A 19,923-nucleotide genomic window follows, 5' to 3' on the forward strand; every position below is an offset into this window, starting at 1 on the left:
ATCTCCTTCCACCACAACGATCACCAGCTCTGGGCGGGAGAGCATGCATGGGGGATCCGTGTGAGGACCTGGGGTCGGAAAGACTCCTCGGTGAGGAGGGGTTCTTCGCGCGTCTGCTCGGGCGCTCACCGTCGGGCGCCGGACGCGTCCCGTTGTACGGCCCCGACCTTCCCGTGGTGCTGCTCACCGGCGGTCCCGGCATGGGCAAGGGCCGGCTGCTGCGCGCCGTGCGGGACCGGTTCGCCGCCAAGGTGCCGGTGATCCACCTGGACTGCGGTTCGCCGGTGCACGCGGACCGGGCCGAGCCCGAACCGCATGCCCGCTCGGCCGCGACCGAAACCCTGGTCGAGGCCGCCCGGCGGCTCGCCACCTGGCAGGGCCCGGGCGGCTCGTTCACCTTCCCCCGGCTCTACGCAGGCCTCGCGATGATCGCGACCGGAGTCACCGAGGGCACTCCCGACGCGATCGCCGCCGAGGTCGAACGGTACGAGGCGTTACCCCAGAGGCACCGCCGGGTCCTGGCCACCGGCGACTTCTGGCGGGGCGCGCTGCGCGCGGCCATCCGGAACCTGCTGACCACCCTGTCCGCGCAGACGCTCGACCCGTACGCGGCCTCGGTGAGCACCGCCCTGCTGGACGCCATCTTCGCGAGCCTGCCCCCCAGGGGCCGGACCGAACTGGCGCGGATCTACGGCGCCTACCCGGGCGCCGGTGGCCAGCCCGAACACGGGCTGCGCGACCTCGCCTCCGACTTCCAGGCGGGGGGCGAGGACCGGGAGCTGGCGGAGAGCTTCCTCTTCCGGGCGCTGCGCGAGGACCTGGAGGCGTCGTACACGGGCGCGTCGGGCTGGCTGCTCCGGGTCGGCCGGCCGGCGCTGCTGCTGGACCGCGCCGAGACACCGCTCGGTGAGCAGCTGCTGCGGGCCGTGCTCAGGGACCGCCGGGGCGGGCAGCGCGACCGGGTGGTGGTCGTCGGCACGGCCCGCCGGGCGGACGGCGGAGCCTTCCTGTACGGCGGCCTGCCACCGGGTGACGTGCCACCCCCGGCGGAGTTCCGGGCCGCCGACCGGATCCCGGCCGCATGGATCCGGCGCCCGGATGCGGGAACGGACCGGGCGCCGCTGGCCGACGGCGTGCTCCTGCTGCGGATGCCGCTGCTCACCGGTGACCAGATCCGCCGGGAGACCGAGCGCAGACACCGGCGCGCCGAGCCGGAGGGCGGCACGAGCCGCCGACGTGTCGACGCGGCCGTGGCCCGGCTCAGCGGCGGCCGGCCGCACATGGTGATCCGGCTGGCCGCCGCGTCCGCCGCCTTCCGGATGGCGGCCGACGCCAACGACCGGGACATCCTGGACGCCCCGCTCCGGCTCCCGGGTGACGGCGAGGACGAGCGGCCCGTGGCGGACGTCCTGCTGGACGAACTGGTCCTGGAGCAGCTGCCGGTACAGCTGCCGGCCGAGCACCACGACCAGTGGCTGGACCTGCTCACCCATCTGTCCGTGGCACACGACGCGGAGTGCGCGGGCGTCCTGCTCCGCCACCACCAGTCGGGCCGCGTGCACCGGCTGACCGCACATCACGTCTCCCAGCTGCTCACCGACACCGGATGGCCGCGCTGCGAGCGGCACTTCATCGGGGACTTCGGGCTGCGCCAGCTGCTGGTGCACCGGCTGTACGGGCTGCGCCCCGACGGCGCCGCCTGGTACGCCGACCACCATCTGCTGCGCGACCACTACACCCGGCGCGCGGCGGAGCAGGAGGCCTCCGACGGCGGGGCGTTCCGTTCGGTCGTGGCGCACCGGATGAACCACCACCTGGTCTCCGGCGGCGTGGACGACGTGGTGCGCCACCTGGCCGCCACGCTGCCCGGCCGGCCCCGGCAGTGGTGCGCGGAACTGCTGGAGATCGCCCAGGCGCCGTATCCCGGCGGGGCGGACACCCGGCGGCAGCGCGCCGAGGGCCTGGTGGCGGTGGACGGACCGGCGCTGCGTCGCACCGTCGACCAGCTACTGCACGCGGTGTGGCTGTGCGAGGAGCGGACCAGACCGACCGGACGGGAGACCGCCCGCACGCTCGCCAAGCTGCTGGATTTGCTGTCGATCATGGAGTTCGACGGCGCCGGGGAGCTGGGCAGGACGGCCACCGACTGGAGCGGCCTGGCGGAGAACGAGCAGCCGTTGCTGCGCTGCGCCTGCACCGATCAGCTCGGGCGAAGGAGGTAACGGCGATGCCGAGATGGCGGAAGATCCTCTACGCGCTGCTGGTCACGGCGGCGGTCGTGGCGGGCGGCATGTTCGGCTGGTCCGTCATCGGCAGACCGGACACCTGCACCGGCGGGATCGAGCGGATCGGCGGCGAGTGCATCGGCGTGAACGGGTCGGGCTACGACTTCGGCACCCCGGAGATCACCGCGGTGGCCCGTGCCATCGCCCGGGAGAACGAGCGGATCGAGGGCCAGCCCCATGTGACCGTGGCGATGATGCTGCCGCTCCAGTCGGACGTGCCCGCGCTGCGCCGGGAGATGCGCAGCGACCTCCAGGGGGCGTACCTGGGTCAGCTGGCGGCCAACGGCGGTGAGGGCGAACCGCCGAGGATCCGCCTGGTGCTGGCCAACCCCGGACGGGACTACGCGCACCAGTCCACGGTGGTGGACACCCTGATCCGCATGGCCGGCTCGGCCAAGGACCGGCTGCGCGCCGTCACCGGCTTCAACCTCAGCCTGGACGCGACGCGGCAGGCCGTGAGCCGGCTGACGGCGCACAAGATCCCGGTGCTCGCCTCCCGCATCTCCGGTGACCAGATAGCGAACCAGGACACGGCGGACGGCATGGCCGAGGCGCGGTTCCCCGGACTGGCCCGGATCATCCCCACGAACCACGACGTGGCACAGGCGCTGGCCGACTTCAACGGTGCACGGGGCCGCCGGGACAGCAGGACGGTGCTGGTCTACGACACCCGCCCCGACAGCTACGACGAGTCGCTGGCGAAGGCGTTCGGCGGGATCAAGGAGCAGGGCCCGCCCGGTCCCGCCGCGATGCCCTTCACCTCCCCGGCGATCGACGAAGCGGGCTCGACGGGCAACCAGTTCACCCAGATCGCCAACAACATCTGCGACACCGACGCGGACACCGTGTACTTCGCGGGCCGCACCCTGCACCTGCGCCTGTTCGCCCTCAAACTGGCCCAGCTGGGCTGTCAGAACCGGCACTACACCATCATCAGCGGCTCCGACGCGGCCTCGCTGCAGCAGAGCATGACGGAAAGGGACTGGCAGCAACTGCGCGGCGCGGGTGGCACGGCGAAGGTGACGGTGCAGTACGCCGCCCCCGCGCACCCGGACGCCTGGAGCACCGAACTGACCGCCTGGGCCCGGCAGTGGACCGCGACCCACCACCGCAAGCCGGCCCCCTCCGACCTGCCCCAGTACCTCACCGAGCCCAAGGCGGCCCTGGACGGCCTGCAGAGCCTGATCCGCTCCACGAAGAGCTCCGATCTCGGCTCCGCCCCCGATCTGCGGGACTCCCGCACGATGCTCGTGTACGACGGCATGGTGACCATCGGCACGGCGCTGCACCAGGTGCAGGACGGTTCTTCCGCGCCCGGCCTGGAGGACGTGGGCCGGGAGTGGTCGAAACTCCAGTCGCGGCACCGGATCCCGGGCACGAGCGGCCTGATCTGCCTGACCAGCGCGGGCAATCCGTACGACAAACCGGTCGCGGTGGTCGAACTGGACCCGGGCCGGCAGGGCGAGGGCGACCTGAGGTTCGTCGGCCTGGGCTGGCCCCAGGGCCGGCCGCAGCAGAAGAACTGCATGATCCCGAGCCGTACGCCGTGACCGGTGCCGGCGGCTTGCCGGCCCGCAGCAGGTACGAGTCAAGTCATGGTCGGGGCGATTCTCGGCCATGACTTGTCCATCGACAGGACATGAACTCCCCGGAAACGGCAAAGGAATGATTTCTGTTCGATCTTCATCTTGTTGACGTGGGCCCGACATCCGTAGGTTCTGCGCGACCTCGGCGCACACCCTCGGCCGGGGTCGTACCGCCGCGCACCCCCCACAGCTCTTCCCGGTTCACCCCACTCGTGGAGGACGTACGTTGCGCAGAACCGTTTCCCTCACCGCTGTCGCCACGCTGGCCACGGCAGCCCTCGCCCTGGCCGCCCCGGTCGGCCAGGCGGCCCAGGCCACTTCCCCGGCTCACGGCGTCACCGTCGCGCACTCCTGCGCGGCCCCGACGCAGAAGGACCAGATGGCCTGCAACGCCCTCCAGGTCACCGGGGGCACCCCCCGCTCGGCGCACGCCGAGAGTGACCTGACGGCGGCCGCCGCGCCCGCCGGCTACGGACCCGCCTCGCTGCAGGCGGCGTACAACCTGCCCTCGGCAACCGGCGGTTCCGGCCAGACCGTGGCCATCGTCGACGCCTACGACGACCCGAACGCCGAGTCGAACCTGGCCACCTACCGCTCGCAGTACGGCCTGTCCGCCTGCACCACGGCCAACGGCTGCTTCAAGAAGGTGGACCAGAACGGCGGCACCAAGTACCCGCACGGCAACTCCGGCTGGGCCGAGGAGATCTCGCTCGACCTCGACATGGTCAGCGCGGCCTGCCCGAACTGCAAGATCCTTCTGGTGGAGGCCAGCTCCGCCAGCATGACCAACCTGGGCACGGCCGTGAACACCGCCGTGAACCTGGGTGCCAAGTTCGTCTCCAACAGCTACGGCGGCTCCGAGTCCTCCAGCGACTCGACGTACGACTCCACCTACTTCGACCACCCGGGCGTGGCCATCACCGTCTCCTCCGGGGACAACGGCTACGGCGTGGAGTATCCGGCGGCCTCCAAGTACGTGACGGCGGTGGGCGGTACGTCCCTGAAGACCGCCTCCAACACGCGTGGCTGGACGGACACGGTGTGGAGCGGAGCCGGCTCCGGCTGCTCCTCCTACGACGCCAAGCCCAGCTGGCAGAAGGACTCCGGCTGCGCCAACCGCACGGTCGCGGACGTCTCGGCGGTCGCCGACCCCAACACCGGCGTCGCGGTGTACGACACCTACGGCCAGGGCAGCGGCTGGATGGTCTTCGGCGGCACCAGCGCCTCGTCCCCGCTGATCGCGGCGACCTACGCGCTCGGCGGCGCCCCGTCCTCCGGCTCCTACCCGTCGTCCTTCCCGTACGCGCACACCTCGGCGCTGTACGACGTGACGAGCGGCTCCAACGGCAGCTGCGGCGGGTCGTACCTGTGCACCGGCACCACCGGGTACGACGGCCCGTCCGGCCTCGGCGTCCCGAACGGCACGGCGGCCTTCACCGGCTGACCGTCCGGACGCACGGATCCGACGCGTGAAGCCCCTGGCGAACTGGCCAGGGGCTTCACCTGTGGGTCCGCCCCGAGCCGGCACGGCCCTCGGACCCGAGGTCGACATCCGCGTCGCCCGCACCGACGGCCGGCCCCGCACCGCCACCGGCGCCGTCGTCCACGTCGTCCGCCGTGCCGCGACAGCCGGGGGCAGGGTGCTCGACGAGCAGGGCGGGCTCATCGCCCCCACCACCACGACCTGCACCGTCCTGCCGGTCCGACTAGGTTCGGAGGGACGGGGCAGGTGACTTCCACCGGCCCGCCGCCCGCGAGAGGCGCTCCGGAAGGGCCCGGAACCCGGACACCGGGCGGCCGGGCCCCTGACGCGTCGAAGGCACGGCCGGGCCTGCCGGATCGAGGAGGGTGGCACGGGTGGACTGGGAGAGGCTGGCGGAACGACTGGCGGTCCTCGCCCGGGAACTGCTGGAGCAGGACTCGGTGCAGGCGACGCTGGACCGCGTCGCCTCCTCGGCGGTGGAGATCGTCGAAGGATGCGACGCGGCCGGCGTGCTGGCCCTCCGCAAGCAGCAGGCGGTGACCCTCTCGGCCTGCGGCGACCTGGCAGTCGAGTCCGACCGGCTCCAGGGGTGGCTGCGGGAGGGCCCCTGCTTCGACGCCGCGCGCCGGCCGGACGCCGAGCGGACCTACCGGATCACGGACTTGACCCGGCCGCAGCCCCAGTGGCCGAAGTACGCCCCGGCGGCCCGCCGGCTGGGTGTGGGCAGCATGATGGGCTTCCTGCTGTACGCCCGGGGCGAGGACTTCGGCGCCCTGAACCTGTACGCACGGCAGCCCGGCGCCTTCACCGAGGCGAGCGAGACCGCCGGATGGGTGCTGGCGTCCCACTGCGCCGTCGCCCTGGCCAGTGCCAGTACCGAGGAACAGCTCAACCACGCCCTGGAGACCCGGCACGCCATCGGTGAGGCCATGGGCATCCTCATGGAACGCCACGGACTCAGCGAGGACGACGCCTTCGACGCGCTGCGCCGCATCTCCCAGCACCACAACGTCAAACTCCGCGACGTGGCCCAGCGCGTACGGCGCGGGCACGGGGGGCCCGGGGAGAGGTAGGCGGGCGTGGGCGACGGTCTGGTCCCGGACGAACCACCCGCACGAGGCGGCCGGATCTTCCCGGCAAGTGGGCACCCGGGTGGGGAACGATGCGCGGTCCCCTTACGCACGCGCGGCGCGCAAGGCGGCCGACCGATCTCCAGGAGGCGAGGACATGGCGGAACCGGGGAACGCGGCGCCTGCCCGGCTCGGCCCGGCACTGGAGGCCATCGGGGCCGGCGCGTACGTCACGGACGAGCAGGGGTGGATCGTGGCCGTCAACGCCCGCGCGGAGCGGCTGCTCGGCCGACCCGCCGCCGGACTCCTCGGGCAGGACGCCCATGACCTGCTGCACTGCGGGCCGCAGGGCCAGCCGCTGCCGACGACACAGTGCGACATGCGGCAGGCGTTCCACGCCGGCACCCCGGCGCACGGGGACGGCGACTACTTCGCCCGCGGCGACGGCACCCCGCTGCGGGTGTCCTGGACGATCACGCCGTACGACCTCGGCGACCGACGAGCCGGCACACTCGTCGTCTTCCACGCTCCCCGGCAGGCACCCGGTCCCGGGCCGCTCCCGGATCACCCGGCCGCCACGCTGACCGACTTCGAGCGGCTCGCCCTGCTCGCCGAGACCACCACCCGGCTGACGTCCACCCTCGAGACGGAGGAGGCGCTGCGCCGGCTGGTGACCCTGGTGCTGCCGCGCCTGGCGGACTGGGTCGTCATCGATCTGATCACCGAGCGGGACGAGGTGTGGCGCACCGCGGTGGTCCAGGCGGACGGCGACACCCTGACGCACCACGAGGACCTCGAAGGGCCCATGCCACCGGTGCCGGAGGAGTCTCCGATGCCCCTGTCGCGGGCCCTGCGGGGCGTCGCCTCCGCGCTGGCCGGGCCCGAGACCTACCAGGGCGCCCCGGACTCCGGCATCGCGGTCGAGCAGCGCCGCCTGTTCGAGACGACCGGCATCCACTCCGCGGCCATCGCACCCATCCGCAGCACTCGCGACGTCCTGGGCGCCCTCACACTGGGCCGCGCGAAGCAGCCGGGGCACTTCACCGTCGCCGACCTTCCGCTGATCGAGGACATCGCGCGCCGCGCCGGTCTCGCCCTGGACAATGCCCGCCTCTTCCAGCGCCAGCGGGCCGTCGCCGAGACCATGCAGAACCATCTGCTGCCCCAGATGCCGAGGGTGCCCGGTCTGCAGATGACCGTCCGCTACCTGCCCGCCCCCGACGCCTCGCAGGTCGGCGGTGACTGGTACGACGCCTTCACCCTCTCCGACGGCGCCACCGCGCTCGCCGTGGGCGATGTCCTCGGACACGACCTGGAGGCCGCCGCGGGCATGGCCCAGCTGCGCAACATCCTGCGCGCCTACGCCTGGTCCCAGCAGGGGCCCGCCAGCCGGATCGTCGAACGCCTCGACGAGGCGATCACGTCCATCACCGACGTCGCCATGGCCACCCTCGTGCTCGCCCGGATCACCCGGACCGAGGACGACCGGTGGGAGCTGTCCTGGACGAACGCCGGCCACCCTCCGCCGCTCCTCGTCACCCGGGACGGCCTGGCGGAGTACCTCACCGGCGGCCACGGCCTGCTGCTGGGCACCGGAGTCCACGCGTCACGCCCCGACGCCACCGTGACCCTCCCGCCGGGCTGCACTCTCGTGCTCTACACCGACGGTCTCGTCGAGGCACCCGGCCACACTCTCGACGAGGGTCTGAACCGCCTGCGCCAGCACGCCGCCGCCCTCGCCCACCGCCCCCTGCCGTCCTTCACCGACCAGCTCCTGCGCCGCACCGAGCCGCCCGGCCTCGACGACGTCGCCCTCCTCGCCCTCCGCGTCCCCTCGTGGGCGGAAGGTGTTCCGTCCGGGCGGTGAGGGCCCGAGGATCCGCATGAACGAGCGGAAAAAAATATGAAAAGCTGGGGCCCGCACTCCGAAAGTGCGGGCCCCAGCCCTACGATGCGCGAACCACTGGCTCGCGACGATTCGCGTCAGCGTCAGGCGGGAACGATGTTCTCGGCCTGCGGGCCCTTCTGGCCCTGCGTGACGTCGAAGGTAACCTTCTGGCCTTCCTGAAGCTCGCGGAAGCCGCTGGTGGCGATGTTCGAGTAGTGGGCGAACACGTCGGCGCCGCCACCGTCCTGCTCGATGAAGCCGAAGCCCTTTTCCGCGTTGAACCACTTCACGGTGCCAGATGCCATATTGAATCTCCCTTGAGGGGCAGTGCCGGACTCCGCACTTTACGGAGCCGAGTCGCCGCTATGATCACCCCTCCGGAAGGATCCGGAAAGCTCTGCAAAGAAAAATCTCTGGCAACCAAAACTGCAACTGCTATCACGCTAACACAGGTCGGGTGGCGGCGCCCGTGCGCTTTTCGGGGCGTTTTCAGGAGCGTGTCAGCATTCTCGCCCGGCCGTGGTCCGTAATTCTGTGTCCGCGGGACTAGATTTCCGCGTCGTGCCCGTCCAGCTTCCGGCGTATTTCACGGTTCAGACGATGGGCGTCCTCGAGCTGGTCCTCGAGCGAGACGATGCGGCACGCGGCCTCGATGGGAGTGCCCTGGTCGACCAGTTCGCGGGCGCGTGCGGCGGTGCGCAACTGGCGGCGGGAGTACCGTCGGTGGCCGCCTTCCGAGCGCAGCGGAGTGATCAGGCCGGCCTCGCCCACGGCCCGCAGGAAGGCGGGAGTGATGCCGAGAACGTCCGCCGCCCGGCCCATGGTGTAGGCGGGGTAGTCGTCGTCGTCGAGGTTGTCGGCGCCGGGGGCGTTCTCAGCGGGCATGACACCTTCATTCCGGGGACACGGCGCGGGGCCCGGGCGGGCGTGACACCCGCGCTGCGCAGCGTCGGCACCCTCGGCCCCGTCCGGCAACCCTAACGCCGCCGGGCCCGCGGATGTGAGCTCGCCGTGACAGATTTCCGCGCTCGGCCGCACCGGCCGCCGTAGCCTGTTGCCGCGGGCAGCGGCGGAGAGGGCGAGCGGTGAAGGACATCGGGGACGGCGGCACATCCGGCAGGCGGGCCCGCGGCGAGCTCGAGAGCAATGTGCTCGCCGCCCTCTGGTCGGCCGACGGCCCGCTGACCGCCCGACAGGTCCTGGAGCGCCTGCCGGGCGAGCTGGCCTACACCACCGTCCTGACGACCCTGTCCCGGCTGTACGACAAGGGGATGCTCGTCCGGCACCGCGAGGGCCGCGGATACGCCTACGAACCGGCCCGCGACGAGGCCTCCCACACCGCGCAGGCCATGAAGTCGCTGCTGGAGGGCGGCTCCGACCGCGAGGCGGTGCTGACCCGCTTCGTCTCCGAACTCAGGATGCTCGACGACGCGCAACGGGCCCAGTGCGCCGCGTCGATCGCCCACCCGAGCACATCCCACCCGCCCGGCATCTGTCGCGCGCACCACCCGCGGGACGAGTGGGCGAGGCGGCACGCATAGCCCCGGTGTCCGGCCCGGCGGCCGCGCAGTGCGGCGAGCGGCGGCTTGCCGAGCAGGGGGCGCCGTGCCGCAGGCGTCCGTCAGGGGCGGAGAGGGCGAGGGCGCCCGAGGAGAGGGGGACGCTCGCGAGCCGGGTCGGGGCCGACTGCGGTGGGGCTGAGGGGCTGGTCATGACAGATGTGATCCCTCTGACGGATGTGCCCGTCGTACGCCGCGGGGGTCGCCGTCGTCCGAACCGGGACGTACAGTACCCCTGGGGGTATAGGTGGAGGAGTGGTCGTGGAACTGGATCTCGAGGGCGCATCCCTGAAAGCCGTGCTGAACCGGCTGCGCCGGGCGCAGGGACAGATCTCCGGGGTGATCCGGATGATCGAGGAGGGCCGGGACTGCGAGGAGGTCGTCACGCAGCTGGCCGCCGCCTCACGGGCGCTCGACCGGGCCGGGTTCGCGATCATCGCCACCGGCCTGCAGCAGTGTGTGCTCGACATGGAGTCGGGCCGCGGGAGCGGTGAGGACCTGGAGGCGATGCGCGCGCGGCTGGAGCGGCTGTTCCTGTCGCTGGCATGAGGACGGCCGATCACCCCCCGCGCCGGTCGGCATGAAACCCGCCACCGTGAGCCGGACGAAGGCGAAGACGCGCTGAAGAGCCTGCCCGGGCAGCTTCGCCGACCGGGGCTTGCCGTCCCAGGCACCCAGGACCGCCGCCCCGTCGAGCGGCCCCACGGCGGCCCGGCCCAGGCCGTTCGCCGTACCGGTGCGCACGGCCGTCGCCCTGGGGGGAGCCGACGGTGATGACCACAGCCGGGGCCCGCTGCCGCCCGCGCCGTGGGTCGGGAGTGTCGGCCGGGTCCGTTACGGCGAGGAGACTGCCGGGGGCGTCGGTGGCCGGGTGGGTGCGGTTCCGGTCGCTGTCGCAAGCGCCGGGGGTCGGGAGCGTCGGCCGGGTCCGTTACGGCGAGGAGACTGCCGGGGGCGTCGGTGGCCGGGTGGGTGCGGTTCCGGTCGCTGTCGCAAGCGCCGTGGGTCGGGAGTGTCGGCCGGGTCCGTTACGGCGGGGAAACCGCCGCCGACGCCGGGGACCGGGCGGGCCGCCGCGCGTACGGGCCGTACCGGCGCGGCGGTCTCCGACGCCGAGCGGGACCGGGCGGGCGGGACCGGAGGCGGAGCACTCGCAGCGCGACGGCGGCCGTGATCGGGACGAACGCCACGGCCGGCGCGGTGACCGGCACCCGTCCGGCGAGCGCTCCGCCCGGCGTCGCCGGACCGGTTTCGAGGGCGCGGACGGGCCGGGCACCGATGCCGTCAGGGAGCCCGGGAGGCTGTCCGCCCGATGCGCCGCGCGTCGCGGTGGCGGAGGATGGACGAGAGCCGACCCGGCGAGGAGGCGCGGTATGGCCAAACCGGTAGTGGTGGGAGTCGACGGCTCACCGTCCAGCCTGCACGCGGTCGAGACGGCGGCACACGAGGCGGTGCTCAGCGGGGTGGGCCTGCGGCTGGTGCACGCCTTCGGATGGCCGTCGATCCACCCACCGTCCGGCGGCGCGCCGTGGAGCCCCGCCACGGCGGGCCTGCGCGAGCTGGTGGACGGCACGCTGACCGAGGCCGAACAGCGGGCCCGGGAGATCGCACCGCACGTGGACATCACGCGCGAGGTCACCGTCGGCGAGCCGCTGATGGTGCTGGAGTTGGAGTCGCGCACCGCCTCGCTCGTCGTGGTGGGCAGCCGCGGGCTGGGCGCGTTCGGCAGCCTGCTGCTGGGTTCCACCGCCGTGCATCTGGCCGCCCACGGCCGGTGCCCGGTGCTGGTGGCACGCGGCAGCGCGAACCCGGCCGGTCCCGTGCTGCTCGCGGTGGACGGCTCCCCGGTGGGCGAACGCGCGGTCGAGTTCGCCTTCGCCGAGGCGTCGATGCGCGGTGCGGGGCTGCTGGCCGTGCACGTGTGGAACACCCGCAGCGAACGGGCCCACGAGGGGCGGGGCGACCCGCTGAGCGTGGTGATCGACGTCGAGCGGCTCCGCGAGGAGGAGCAGCGGCTGCTGGACGAGACCCTCGCCCCGTGGCGGACGCGCTGTCCCCGGGTCGTGGTGGAGCGGCGCCTGGTCCGTGCGCGGATCCGCCCGGCCCTGATCGAGGCGAGTCGGGACGCGCAACTGGTCGTGGCCGGCGCGCGCGGACGCGGTGGCTTCGCCGGCCTGCTGCTCGGCTCGGTCAGCCAGGCCCTGCTGCATCACGCGCACTGCCCTGTCGCCGTGGTCCGCGGACAGGACTGACGCGCCCTCCGACGCCCCGCGTGAACAGCCGTACCCCTCCCGCTCGTCGATCGCCTTTCGTGCGTGTCCCGGCAGGGACCGCCGTGCGCGCGGCGAGCGACTCTCGCGAGGCGAGGACATGGCCGGTCGTCCCGGTACGCGACGACGTGCGAGGCCGTGAGCGGCCTGTCGTCCCGTGCTGCCCCTGGGCATGCCGACGTCGTCGTCCCGCCACCGGCCTGACGGAACAGGCGGGCGGCCGGGACCCGAGACGGCGGGGAAAGACACAAGGGCCCCTCGGACGAGAAAGGACGAGACCCGCCCGCCGACCGTGCTCTGGGCGGGACGGCGGCCAGGCCCGGCCGGCTCGCGGAAGCGTGGGAGGACGCGCAGAGGGTGAGCGCCGCGGGCCTGCCGCTGTCCTCGGCGCCGACGGCCCTGTCCCCCCTCGCCCGCCCGGGACGCATGCTTCCGTCCTGCCCGGGACTCCCAGGCCCCCGCCGCGTGGCGGCCGCCGGTTCCGCCGGAGCACCGGGAGCGCGGCACCGAGGACACCACGAGCGCGTGTCCGGGGCCGGAGCACTGCCACATCACCGAGCACGAGGGCCCCGGTACCGCTCGTGCGCTTCGCGGGGTGTCCGACCACGACGCCGGAGTTGCGGTGGGTGACGGATTCTCGCACGCTGTAACTGGCAAGCGGCCTCGACGGCGTCGAAGAGGTGATCGTCCGGCCGTGCTGCCGTCGACGACCGCCCAGCCGGGAGTCAGCCGGACGGAGCCGGCCTCGCGGTCCCCGTCCCCTCCGGAGCCGATGCCCGGAGTGCTTCTTTGCGCCACGCGCCGCGGACTCCCCGCGTGGTCCGTGGTGTCCGCCGACCGTACGACGCGCCACGGCCCGCGAGGGCGACGTGTACGACGACGGTCGCCCAGCCCGCCACCAGCGACAAGGAGCCGCAGAGCATGGGTGGACAGCAGAAGACACTCGCCGTACTGACCGGGGCCGCGCTCGCAGCCGTGCTCACCGGCCCCGCCTTCGGCGCCGGAGCCGCGCACGCTCCGGCCCGGCCCACCGCGGCCACGGCGCCGGGGACGTCGGTCGTGGACTGGAACCGCGAACTCATCACCGTTCTCGGCGATCCGAAGGCGCAGCCGGCCACCGTCCACCCCACGCGCAGCTTCGCGCTCCTCCAGGCCGCCGAGTACGACGCGGTGGTGTCGATCACCCGGGCCGGCCCCGCCTACGCGTTCTCGGTGTCGGCGCCGCGAGGCGCCCGTGCGGATGCCGCGGCGGACCAGGCGGCCCACGATGTGCTGGTGGCCCTGTACCCGGCCGAGCGCGCGGGCGAGGACCAGCTGTTGCGCAGCCAGTTGTCCGCGATTCCCGGCGGGCCGGCCAAGGAGGCGGGGACGACCGTGGGCGCGACGGTCGCCCGTCGACTGCTCGGCCTGCGATCCCACGACGGGTCCTCGGCGAAGCCGCCGCGGTTCAGCTCCGGCGACAGGCCCGGTGAGTACCGGACCACCCCGCCCGACTTCCCGGCACCGGTGTTCACCGACTGGGGCTCCGTCAAGCCGTTCGTGCTGGCCGACGGACGCCAGTTCCGTCCGGCGGCGCCGCCCGCCGTGAGCGGCGCCGCGTACGCAGGCGCCCTGAACGAGGTGAGGAGACTGGGCGGCAGAACCGGCACCAGCCGCACCCCCGATCAGACCGCGGCCGCGAAGTTCTGGTCTGCGGCTCCCGTCTGGAACGTCTGGAACCAGATCGCGCAGAACCTGGTCACCTCCCAGAACGCGAGCCTGGACAAGGCGGTGCAGGTCTTCGCCCGGCTCGACCTGTCCCTCGCCGACACCACGATCGCGACGTACGACGCCAAGTACGCCTACCGCGTGTGGCGGCCCGTGACCGCCATCCGGCTCGGCGGTACGCACTACAACCCGCGCATCGTCGGCGCCCCCGACTGGACACCCCTGCTGACGACGGCCCCGGATCCGTCCTACCCCAGCGCTCACGCCGCCCTGAGCCAGGCGGCGGCGACGACGCTCGCCGGGTTCTACGGTGCACGGCATCACCTCTCGGTGACCTCGAAGGGCATGACCCGGACCTTCACCGGTTTCCAGGACGCCGCCACGGAAGCGTGGCTCAGCCGGATCTGGGCCGGCCAGCACACCTTTATCGACAACCGCGCGGGCCGGGAACTCGGCACACGGGTGGCCGACTCCGTGGCACGGCGCCTGTGACCGTCAGCGCGCGGCACACCGCCGCCGGCACCCGGTTGTCGCCGAGCAGCCTCGCGGCGGCAACCGGGGAACGGGTCGTACCGGCCTCGCGCGGTCTGAGGCTCTTCGCCGAACCACCGGCCCGCGGGACGCGGCCGGCCCGCCACCACCCGGGTGCCACGACCCCGGTGTTCCAACCCGCGGGCGGCGCATTATCTGCCGTCGCCCGCGGGAGCGTCACCAGCCGAGCGCGTCCTCGTCGGCTCGCACGTCCGGAGCCGGCGCGACCGGGGGTGCTTCGTGGCAGGTGAAGCCGAGCCGGGTCAGTGCCCGGCGCATCTCGGCCACCGTGAAGTCCCGGCGGTTCTGCCTGGTGATCACTTCCCCGACCTGCATCACGGGGTAGAGGCGACGTCCTACGGTCACGGCCACGCCGGTGACGGGTTCGGGCGTGATGCCGCTCATGGACTGTTCGACCTCGCCCTTGGTGAGGTCGAAGGGGAAACGGGCGATGACACAGCGCATGGATGCCTCCACAGGGCGGGGAAGAACGACGGAGGGGGGCGACGGTCAGGGGACGAGCGCGAGGACGCCCAGGGCGTAGCCGTACTCGTCGATCACCGGGGACACGTCCAGGGTCCGGCCCCGCATGGCGGCTTCCGCCTCGCCGAGTGCCGCCCTGGACGGGGTGAACGGTCCGCGGTCGAGCGGGATGTCCCGCAGCCGCGTCCGGTCGCTGTACCACGAGCCGCCGCGGTGCGCGGCGAGCTGGGCCCGAGTGACCAGTCCCACGCACCGGCCGTCCTCGTCCCGGAGGAGCAGGTGCGGGACGCGCGCACCGATGAGCACGGACAGGGCCACGTCGACCGCCATGTGGTCGTCCACCTGCGGCCCGGGAGCGTGCATGACGTCGCGGGCGGTCAGACCGGTGCCGTGGGCGCTGTCGGCCTGCTGTGTTCGGGGCGGAAACGGCGTCAAGGGCTTCTCCTCGTCGTCGGGGCGGGCAGGACGGGCGACGGCTCGCCGCGACCGCGGGGAAGGCATCCCCGGGTTCGGGCTACGGGTTGTTCCTCCGCGCGGGCCGACGGCCTCGGGCGGCGGCCCGGCCCCTGCGCTGCCGGCCCCCGGATCCCTTGGCCTCCCCGCGTCCGTCGGCCGGTGCGGCGAGGGCCACCGGCACCCCGGAGGGGGTCCGGGCGCCGGTGATGCGCTGCAGTTCGGCCTCGCCGGGGCGGATCCGGGCGGTGCGGGGAGCGATGCCGGCGTCGGCCATCAGGCGGTCCACGGCGCGCCGCTGGTGGGGCAGCACGAGGGTGACGACCGTGCCGGACTCGCCGGCGCGTGCGGTACGGCCGCCGCGGTGGAGGTAGTCCTTGTGGTCGCCGGGCGGATCGACGTTCACGACGAGGTCGAGGCCCTCGACATGGATGCCGCGGGCGGCGACGTTGGTGGCGACCAGCACCGTGACCTGGCCGTCCTTGAACTGGGCGAGCGTCCGGTTGCGCTGCGGCTGGGACTTGCCGCCGTGCAGTGCCGCGGCGCGCACCCCGACGGACAGCAGGTGCTTGGCGAGCCGGTCCGCCGCGTGTTTGGTGTCCAGGAACATCAGCACGCGTCCGTCGCGGGCGGCGATCTCGGTCGCGGCGGTGTGCTTGTCGTCGTCGTGCACGTGCAGCAGGTGGTGCTCCATGGTGGTGACCGCGCCGGCGGACGGGTCGACCGAGTGCACGACGGGGTCGTGCAGGTAGCGGCGCACCAGGAGGTCGATGTTGCGGTCCAGGGTGGCCGAGAACAGCAACCGCTGGCCGGTGCCGGGCACTTGGTCGAGCAGCGCGGTCACCTGCGGCATGAAGCCCATGTCGGCCATCTGGTCGGCCTCGTCGAGGACGGTGACGGTGACCTGGTCCAGCCGGCAGGCTCCTCGCTCGATCAGGTCCTTGAGGCGGCCGGGCGTCGCGACGACGACCTCCGCGCCGCCGCGCAGCACGCTCGTCTGTCGGCCGATCGACACGCCACCCACCACGGTGGCGAGCCGCAGCCGCAGAGCACGGGCGTACGGGGCGAGCGCGTCGGTGACCTGCTGCGCCAGCTCCCGGGTCGGTACGAGGACGAGGGCGAGCGGCTGCCGGGGCTGGGCGCGCCGGCCGTCCAGACGGGCCAGTACCGGCAGGCCGAAGGCGAGCGTCTTGCCCGAACCCGTACGCCCCCGGCCCAGGACGTCCCGGCCCGCCAGCGCGTTCGGCAGTGTGGCCGCCTGGATCGGGAAGGGTACGGTCACACCCTCGGCGCCGAGGGCGGCCGACAGCCGTGCGGGCATGTCGAGTTCGGCGAACGTCTGCACCGCCGGCAGCGGTTCGGTGAGGGTGACCGGCAGGGCGAACTCCTGGCGGCGCGGGGCGGGACGTGCGCCTTGGCCGGCCTTCCGCGCGGTGCCAGGACGGGCACCCTGGCGGCCCGTTCCTTGTGTGCGGGAGCGGCTGCCGGGAGCGGTGCCTGTCGAACGCGTGGACCTGCCGTCCGCGCGGAAGCCACCGGACGTGCCGCCGGTGCGACGGGTGCGGTTCATGGGGGAACCTTCCTCGATGCGGCGTATCGAGGAATTCCGTCCGGCGGTGGGGCCGCACGCGGGATTCACAAGAATGAGCCGAAGAAAAAAAGTGAAGAGCCGGGCCTTTTTGATGCTGGGCCCGGAGCCGTCCGTCTCCGGTGAATTCGGAAAACGGGCGAGCGAATGGGCCGGGGCCCGCACCCCAGGAGTGCGGGCCCCGGCCTCATGATGTGCGAACCACTGGCTCGCGACGATTCGCGCCGATGTCAGGCGGGGACGATGTTCTCGGCCTGCAGGCCCTTCTGGCCCTGCGTGACGTCGAAGCTCACCTTCTGGCCTTCCTGAAGCTCGCGGAAGCCACCGTTGCTGATGATGTTCGAGTAGTGGGCGAACACGTCGGCGCCGCCGCCGTCCTGCTCGATGAAGCCGAAGCCCTTTTCCGCGTTGAACCACTTCACGGTGCCGGATGCCATATCGAATCTCCCTTGGGGGGCAGTGCCGGACTCCGCACCCTGCGGAGCCGGGTCGCCGCGATGATCACCCCTCCGGAAAGATCCGGAAAGCTCTGCAAAGAAAAATCTCTGGCAACCAAAACTGCAACAGTTGTCACGTTAACACAGGCGGGGTGGAAGCGGCGGTGCGTTTTAGGTGGTGTCCGGAAATTCCTGTCCCGCTCCGGTGGGTGTTTCTGTGCCGGCGGGACCAGACATCCGCGCCGTGCTGGTCCGGCCCGCGGCGTATTTCCGGGTCCGGCCGGAGGGAGTCGTCGAGCGGGCCCCGAGGCGGCCCCGAGGCGGACGACGCGGCACGCGCCTTGCCGGGGAGGCTCTGGCCGACCAGTTCGCGGGTGCGGCCGGCGACGGGCAACTGACGGCGGGAGTAACGGCGGTGGCCGCTCTGCGAGCGCAGAGGGCTGATCAGTCCGGCTTCGCCGACGGCCCGGAGGAAGCCGGGGGTGATGCCGGGGAAGGTCGGCGGCCCGTCCCCTGGTGGAGGCGGGGCGGTCGTCGTCGAGCTGCCGACGACAGGGGTGTTCTCGGCGGGAGGCCCGACGCCGGCCGCGAGATGTGGGCTGGCCGTGACAGATTTCCCCTCGCCCCTCCCATTCGGCTCCTCCTGAACGGCCACGCTGCTCGGCGGACGCGGAGCCGCGGCGCAGCACTTCGGCGACGATGCGGACCCGGCGTGGCGACGGGCGCGGCCGGGGCGGTCCGCTAACGCCGCACCGCGCCGGGCGGCTGTTCGTCGTCTCCGGGACCGCCGACCCGCCCCGCGGGTGCTGGGAACACCGGGACCGGCCCTGGAACCTTGCCCGGCGCCGCTCGCCGGTCGACGCGCCGTGCGGAGCGTCGTGTTGGTGGACGACCGGGGCGACGGGGCCGTCGCGACGCCGCGGTCCTCGGGGTGGAGAAGCGCCGGAGACGACACGCTCACGGCCGTGCCGCCCGGTCCGTTCCGTGTCCTGGTGCCGGCTCCGGAGGGGTGAGCGCCCCGTCGCCGGTCCTCGAACGGCCGGCTCGCTCCCCTCCTCGCCGCAAGCACCGGAGACAGCCCCCGCCGCGTCGCCGGAGCCGCCGTCATTCGGGGAGCCGGACTGCCCCCGGTCGCGTCGCACGCATGCCCGGGCCGGGCTCCCGCGGACCTTCGATCGGCCAGGCCTCGCCCTGCTCGACGTCGAAGTCAGGGGCCTGGAAGGGGTTGGTCGCCGGGGGCGGCGATGCCGTGCCGGAAGAACGGGGCTGCTCTTCCAGCGCGGAGAACAGGGACGTCAGATCGATGAGAGGCTCTCTTTCGTTTCAGGCCCCCGAAGAGGGCCTGGGTGTGCCGCGACCGGGCACAGCGGTCCTACAGCTTGGTCATCTTGGCGTACGGGCTCAAGATCCGCATCTGCGCCGAGCCGAAATCCACGAGCGCCGCGACTCCGTCCTCGATGCCGACCACCCTGCCGAGGCCGTACACGTCGTGGGTGACCTGATCTCCCACGGCGAAGTGCTTGGGGACCGGCGTGACCGGGGCCTTGAAGGGGCTGGTGGGCAAGTGACGCTTGGGCGCAGCGGGCTTTGTCATGACTCAGTATGAGCCCATGCGCACCCCGTTCGCTGTGGCCATCGGCACAGATCCAGACCGGAAGCGCCGCCTCAGGCCACTGACCTGGGCTTTCGAGCGGGGGCAGCGGCGAAACTCGACCGCAGGATCTCCTTCGTCCGCAGCGACTGACGCCTGCGTCGGTTCCGGCGGTACGGCGGCCGGCTCACTGGCCGGCCCCAGCGCCTGGGGGATGCCCACGAGTTGCGCCTCGGTGTCCACCTGCTGTCGTCGGGCAGCGCCGTCCGGGAGTCTGCAGCACGCCCCCGCTGTCGTCGTCGAAGCCGCGACCGGACCGGATATGCCGGCGATGACGCGGACGCACGGGCCCGACGCCGCCGTGCCGGACCCGTGGAGGGACGTGGCGACCGCCGCCTTCCGCCGGAGGGTTAAGACGACGTTCGATCTCGCGGCATGTATCGACAACACATAAACCCCAGGCCGCTGACCTGGGGTTTGATATGGAGCGGGTGACGAGAATCGAACTCGCGCTCTCAGCTTGGGAAGCTGATGTTCTACCATTAAACTACACCCGCGTAAGTACGGACATGATCCTCGCGGAATCGGTGCCCGGACCTCGCTCACTGTACATCATCGCAGACCCCTGGTGCCCGGGCGCCGGGGGTCTGCGTCGTTCGCGGGCCCGGATCCGGCTGCGGGCGGGGTGAGTTGGGGCGTACCGTGGAGGCCCGGCGGAGGGCTCGGGGGAGGTCGGAGCGCCGCCTGGAGAGTCTTCTCCTTGATCCCGTAATGTGGCTTTTGTCGTCGGGGCCGTAAGTCCGACGAGGCTCGTGGGGAAGGGACTTGATGGACTTGATGGATCGCACTGTCGTCCGCTGTGCGGACGGGCACGTCTTCAGCACCGCTTCGTTCCCGATGCAGCAGGCCGACCGGCTCGGGCCCGGCCGACTCATGCGGTGTCCCCGGTGCGCCCGGCTGCGCAGTGTGGTGCCGGTCGCCCTGGAGAAGCG

17 protein-coding genes and 1 tRNA gene are annotated in these 19,923 nt (G+C 72.7%); 10 read left to right on the forward strand and 8 right to left on the reverse strand.

Annotated features, from left to right (window positions below; translation table 11 throughout):
• Positions 1–47 precede the first annotated feature (47 nt).
• The 6 genes from AC5WRT_RS29175 (at position 48) to AC5WRT_RS29200 (ending at position 8,291) form a co-directional block, all read left to right on the forward strand.
• On the forward strand, positions 48–2,222 hold the full coding sequence (locus AC5WRT_RS29175) for a hypothetical protein (protein WP_496092305.1): 2,175 nt from the start codon (positions 48–50) through the stop codon (positions 2,220–2,222).
• A gap of 5 nt (positions 2,223–2,227) precedes the next feature.
• Positions 2,228–3,835 (forward strand): ABC transporter substrate-binding protein, encoded by a 1,608-nt coding sequence (locus AC5WRT_RS29180; protein ID WP_496100766.1) that lies wholly within the window; start codon positions 2,228–2,230, stop codon positions 3,833–3,835.
• Positions 3,836–4,097: 262 nt separating this feature from the next.
• Complete coding sequence (locus AC5WRT_RS29185; RefSeq protein WP_496092307.1) at positions 4,098–5,315, forward strand: S53 family peptidase; 1,218 nt, start codon at positions 4,098–4,100, stop codon at positions 5,313–5,315.
• 61 nt (positions 5,316–5,376) lie between these two features.
• Entirely contained in the window at positions 5,377–5,604 is a 228-nt protein-coding gene (locus AC5WRT_RS29190) for a hypothetical protein (RefSeq protein ID WP_496092308.1), read from the forward strand.
• Positions 5,605–5,728: 124 nt separating this feature from the next.
• Positions 5,729–6,427 carry a GAF and ANTAR domain-containing protein gene (locus AC5WRT_RS29195; RefSeq protein ID WP_496092309.1) on the forward strand — a complete coding sequence of 233 codons (699 nt, stop codon included), beginning with the start codon at positions 5,729–5,731 and terminating at the stop codon, positions 6,425–6,427.
• A 154-nt stretch (positions 6,428–6,581) separates the two neighbouring features.
• A complete protein-coding gene (locus AC5WRT_RS29200; protein WP_496092310.1) occupies positions 6,582–8,291 on the forward strand; it encodes a PP2C family protein-serine/threonine phosphatase in 1,710 nt (569 codons plus the stop codon).
• 122 nt (positions 8,292–8,413) lie between these two features.
• Here the strand turns inward: AC5WRT_RS29200 and AC5WRT_RS29205 are convergent, their stop codons facing one another.
• A complete protein-coding gene (locus AC5WRT_RS29205; protein WP_007383480.1) occupies positions 8,414–8,617 on the reverse strand; it encodes a cold-shock protein in 204 nt (67 codons plus the stop codon).
• A 241-nt stretch (positions 8,618–8,858) separates the two neighbouring features.
• A complete protein-coding gene (locus AC5WRT_RS29210) occupies positions 8,859–9,197 on the reverse strand; it encodes a helix-turn-helix domain-containing protein (RefSeq protein WP_496092311.1) in 339 nt (112 codons plus the stop codon).
• Between the two features lie 209 nt (positions 9,198–9,406).
• On the opposite strand from AC5WRT_RS29210, the gene AC5WRT_RS29215 reads away from it, so the two are divergent.
• The 4 genes from AC5WRT_RS29215 (at position 9,407) to AC5WRT_RS29230 (ending at position 14,340) form a co-directional block, all read left to right on the forward strand.
• A complete protein-coding gene (locus AC5WRT_RS29215; protein WP_496092335.1) occupies positions 9,407–9,853 on the forward strand; it encodes a BlaI/MecI/CopY family transcriptional regulator in 447 nt (148 codons plus the stop codon).
• A gap of 279 nt (positions 9,854–10,132) precedes the next feature.
• Positions 10,133–10,420: a metal-sensitive transcriptional regulator gene (locus AC5WRT_RS29220; protein WP_496092312.1), complete on the forward strand. Its 288-nt coding sequence runs from the start codon at positions 10,133–10,135 to the stop codon at positions 10,418–10,420.
• An 824-nt stretch (positions 10,421–11,244) separates the two neighbouring features.
• A complete protein-coding gene (locus tag AC5WRT_RS29225; protein ID WP_496092313.1) occupies positions 11,245–12,123 on the forward strand; it encodes a universal stress protein in 879 nt (292 codons plus the stop codon).
• A gap of 939 nt (positions 12,124–13,062) precedes the next feature.
• On the forward strand, positions 13,063–14,340 hold the full coding sequence (locus AC5WRT_RS29230; RefSeq protein WP_496092314.1) for a vanadium-dependent haloperoxidase: 1,278 nt from the start codon (positions 13,063–13,065) through the stop codon (positions 14,338–14,340).
• A 216-nt stretch (positions 14,341–14,556) separates the two neighbouring features.
• Here the strand turns inward: AC5WRT_RS29230 and AC5WRT_RS29235 are convergent, their stop codons facing one another.
• The 6 genes from AC5WRT_RS29235 to AC5WRT_RS29260 form a co-directional block, all read right to left on the reverse strand.
• On the reverse strand, positions 14,557–14,844 hold the full coding sequence (locus AC5WRT_RS29235) for an SCO5918 family protein (protein ID WP_496092315.1): 288 nt from the start codon (positions 14,842–14,844) through the stop codon (positions 14,557–14,559).
• Positions 14,845–14,889: 45 nt separating this feature from the next.
• Positions 14,890–15,297, reverse strand: coding sequence for a CBS domain-containing protein (locus tag AC5WRT_RS29240; protein WP_496092316.1), 408 nt, complete (start codon positions 15,295–15,297; stop codon positions 14,890–14,892).
• A gap of 79 nt (positions 15,298–15,376) precedes the next feature.
• Entirely contained in the window at positions 15,377–16,885 is a 1,509-nt protein-coding gene (locus AC5WRT_RS29245; protein ID WP_496092317.1) for a DEAD/DEAH box helicase, read from the reverse strand.
• A gap of 248 nt (positions 16,886–17,133) precedes the next feature.
• Positions 17,134–17,340, reverse strand: coding sequence for a cold-shock protein (locus AC5WRT_RS29250; protein WP_496092318.1), 207 nt, complete (start codon positions 17,338–17,340; stop codon positions 17,134–17,136).
• A 1,372-nt stretch (positions 17,341–18,712) separates the two neighbouring features.
• Positions 18,713–18,934, reverse strand: a complete 222-nt coding sequence (locus AC5WRT_RS29255; protein WP_496092319.1) for a hypothetical protein — start codon at positions 18,932–18,934, stop codon at positions 18,713–18,715.
• 480 nt (positions 18,935–19,414) lie between these two features.
• Positions 19,415–19,488, reverse strand: a tRNA-Gly gene (locus AC5WRT_RS29260).
• Between the last annotated feature and the right edge of the window lie 435 nt (positions 19,489–19,923).

It is taken from the genome of Streptomyces sp. NTD91 (genome assembly GCF_059510455.1).

Coding starts and splice junctions, on each gene's coding strand:
- AC5WRT_RS29175 (WP_496092305.1), top strand. CDS start 48: ATGGGGGATCCGTGTGAGGACCTGGGGTCGGAAAGACTCCTCGGTGAG.
- AC5WRT_RS29180 (WP_496100766.1), top strand. CDS start 2,228: ATGCCGAGATGGCGGAAGATCCTCTACGCGCTGCTGGTCACGGCGGCG.
- AC5WRT_RS29200 (WP_496092310.1), top strand. CDS start 6,582: ATGGCGGAACCGGGGAACGCGGCGCCTGCCCGGCTCGGCCCGGCACTG.
- AC5WRT_RS29205 (WP_007383480.1), bottom strand. CDS start 8,617: ATGGCATCTGGCACCGTGAAGTGGTTCAACGCGGAAAAGGGCTTCGGC.
- AC5WRT_RS29210 (WP_496092311.1), bottom strand. CDS start 9,197: ATGCCCGCTGAGAACGCCCCCGGCGCCGACAACCTCGACGACGACGAC.
- AC5WRT_RS29225 (WP_496092313.1), top strand. CDS start 11,245: ATGGCCAAACCGGTAGTGGTGGGAGTCGACGGCTCACCGTCCAGCCTG.
- AC5WRT_RS29230 (WP_496092314.1), top strand. CDS start 13,063: ATGGGTGGACAGCAGAAGACACTCGCCGTACTGACCGGGGCCGCGCTC.
- AC5WRT_RS29235 (WP_496092315.1), bottom strand. CDS start 14,844: ATGCGCTGTGTCATCGCCCGTTTCCCCTTCGACCTCACCAAGGGCGAG.
- AC5WRT_RS29245 (WP_496092317.1), bottom strand. CDS start 16,885: ATGAACCGCACCCGTCGCACCGGCGGCACGTCCGGTGGCTTCCGCGCG.
- AC5WRT_RS29250 (WP_496092318.1), bottom strand. CDS start 17,340: ATGGCATCCGGCACCGTGAAGTGGTTCAACGCGGAAAAGGGCTTCGGC.
- AC5WRT_RS29255 (WP_496092319.1), bottom strand. CDS start 18,934: ATGACAAAGCCCGCTGCGCCCAAGCGTCACTTGCCCACCAGCCCCTTC.